Below are 1,823 nucleotides of genomic sequence, written 5' to 3'. Positions count from 1 at the left end.
TGGACATCTATTATATTGAGAACTGGACGCTGGGACTGGACGTGCGCATCCTGTTGCAAACTGTGCCGCATCTGCTCTCGGCGCGTGGGGCGTACTAAGCGAACTTGTGTGACCTACTCGCCCGAATCATCCTCAGGCGCCGCCGGCTGATCCATCCGCACCACTTCTCCGTGGACGTTGATCACGACCCGAAAGCCCAACATCCCCAACATATCCCGCGCCTGGGCGGGAACGCCCTGGGCGATGATCTGATCCATGTTGATGTTGCGCAGCGAGGCGTCCACGGCGGCCTTCGTCAGCAAGTCGTCGCTGCCCAACATTTTCAGCGCTTGCTCGACGGCTAGGTCTTTGTTCGCCTCTAGCTGGCTCAGGAAGAAAGCGAGTACCTGCCGGTCGACCGTCTCGGCGTCGATGTGGCGGTGGAAGCCGTCGTCATCGACCACGTACTGCGCCTCGCCGCCTACGATGGACATCGCCACCGGGTTCTCATATTCGTCATAGACCAGGCCATCGAACATCGCTTGTTGGGACATGATGCATACACTCCTGCTCCCGATCATACGAATTGCCGCGCCGACCGCAAGTGACTTTCCCAAAGCCCTCAGAATAGGGGCTAGGTTCTAGGGGCTAGGGGCTAGGGGAAAGCGTTCTTCCCTGGCCCCTGGAACCTGGCCCCTAGCCCCTGGCCCCTAGCTTCAGCTAATCCACTCGACGCCGGTGGTGCCGGTTACCACCCATTGGCCGTCCTGTTCTTGTAACACGTAGGTCTTGCCGCCGGCGGCCAGGCCAGCGACGTAGATGCTGCCCGCGACCTGCACCTCGCCGCCATCCTGGCGCTGAATGTTGCCCACCGTGATGATGACGCCGCCATCGGCCAGCGCCCCGGTATCCGGATCGAACTCCACGTCCTCGCGGCTGTCGATCCAGACGATCTCCGAAGGCAGGTCGCCCAGCGCGGCGGTGACTTCCTCCTGCACTTCCTCCGACAGCGCCGCCGGCTCCGCTCGCGTCGCCCCCGGGTCGCCGGCCGCGTCGTCGGTGTGGCGCACGATGTAGAGGATGGGCTTTGCCAGCGTGCCGCCGAACGTGTCGTCCGGCCCGGCCACCTGGCGCACCACGGCGCTGTAGATGGCGATCTCGTCTTCGGCTGATAACTCCGTCGCCCCGGATGAACAACCCAGCAGCACCAACGCGCCAACCAACAGCGCGATCATCAATCGTAACGGTTTCACGTTCACTCTCCTCTTCTCTTGCTCATACGCCGTTACCAAGACCCCATCATACAACAAGTCCCTGAATCAGAGATGAGGGGGGAGGAGCGCGCCGTGCCGCCCTTGTGCCATATGCTATAATGGAGTGGTTGAAATGTGGGTGGATTGCGCCTACATGACGAGGCGACTGACCGTGCCTTACTGCTTCGGTGTGATCCGGGCCGCGGTTGACGGTCTGTAAGCGATCATCAAAAACTAATAAAGGAAGTGTCCGCGGAAAGCACAGAATCTATAGGTGCTCAACTAACAATCTGCGTAATCTGTGAAATCTGCGGATTCCTTCCCAAACGGACACTGAAAGACCTTGTTCAGACCTCTCGACTGGCTACTCGGTTTCTTCTCGCTCGACATCGGTATTGACCTGGGCACGGCCAACACGCTGGTCGCCGTGCGCGATAAGGGCATTGTGATCAACGAGCCGTCGTGGGTGGCGATCAACAAGCGCACGCGCCGGCCGCTGGCTATCGGCGCGGAGGCGCGCGAGATGGTCGGCCGCACCCCCGGCGACATCGTCGCCATTCGTCCCCTGCGCGACGGCGTCATCTCGGAGTT

At 61.1% G+C, this 1,823-nt stretch carries 3 protein-coding genes; 1 reads left to right on the top strand and 2 read right to left on the bottom strand.

Annotated features, from left to right (window positions below):
- Window positions 1-113: 113 nt before the first annotated feature.
- Both ACE3UY_RS15825 and ACE3UY_RS15820 read right to left on the bottom strand, forming a co-directional pair.
- Window positions 114-533 (bottom strand): hypothetical protein, encoded by a 420-nt coding sequence (locus ACE3UY_RS15825; RefSeq protein WP_374688463.1) that lies wholly within the window; start codon window positions 531-533, stop codon window positions 114-116.
- Window positions 534-695: 162 nt separating this feature from the next.
- Entirely contained in the window at window positions 696-1,232 is a 537-nt protein-coding gene (locus ACE3UY_RS15820) for a hypothetical protein (RefSeq protein WP_374688462.1), read from the bottom strand.
- Window positions 1,233-1,575: 343 nt separating this feature from the next.
- Between ACE3UY_RS15820 and ACE3UY_RS15815 the strand changes: the two genes are divergently transcribed.
- Window positions 1,576-1,823: rod shape-determining protein (locus ACE3UY_RS15815; RefSeq protein WP_374688461.1), on the top strand; the 248-nt coding region annotated here is incomplete at its 3' end.

The sequence above is a fragment of the Promineifilum sp. (SeqCode) genome (assembly GCF_041918635.1).
Classification (GTDB): domain Bacteria; phylum Chloroflexota; class Anaerolineae; order Promineifilales; family Promineifilaceae; genus Promineifilum.
The sequence above is the reverse complement of the archived record's forward strand: the minus strand, read 5'-3'. Positions and strand labels throughout refer to the sequence as shown.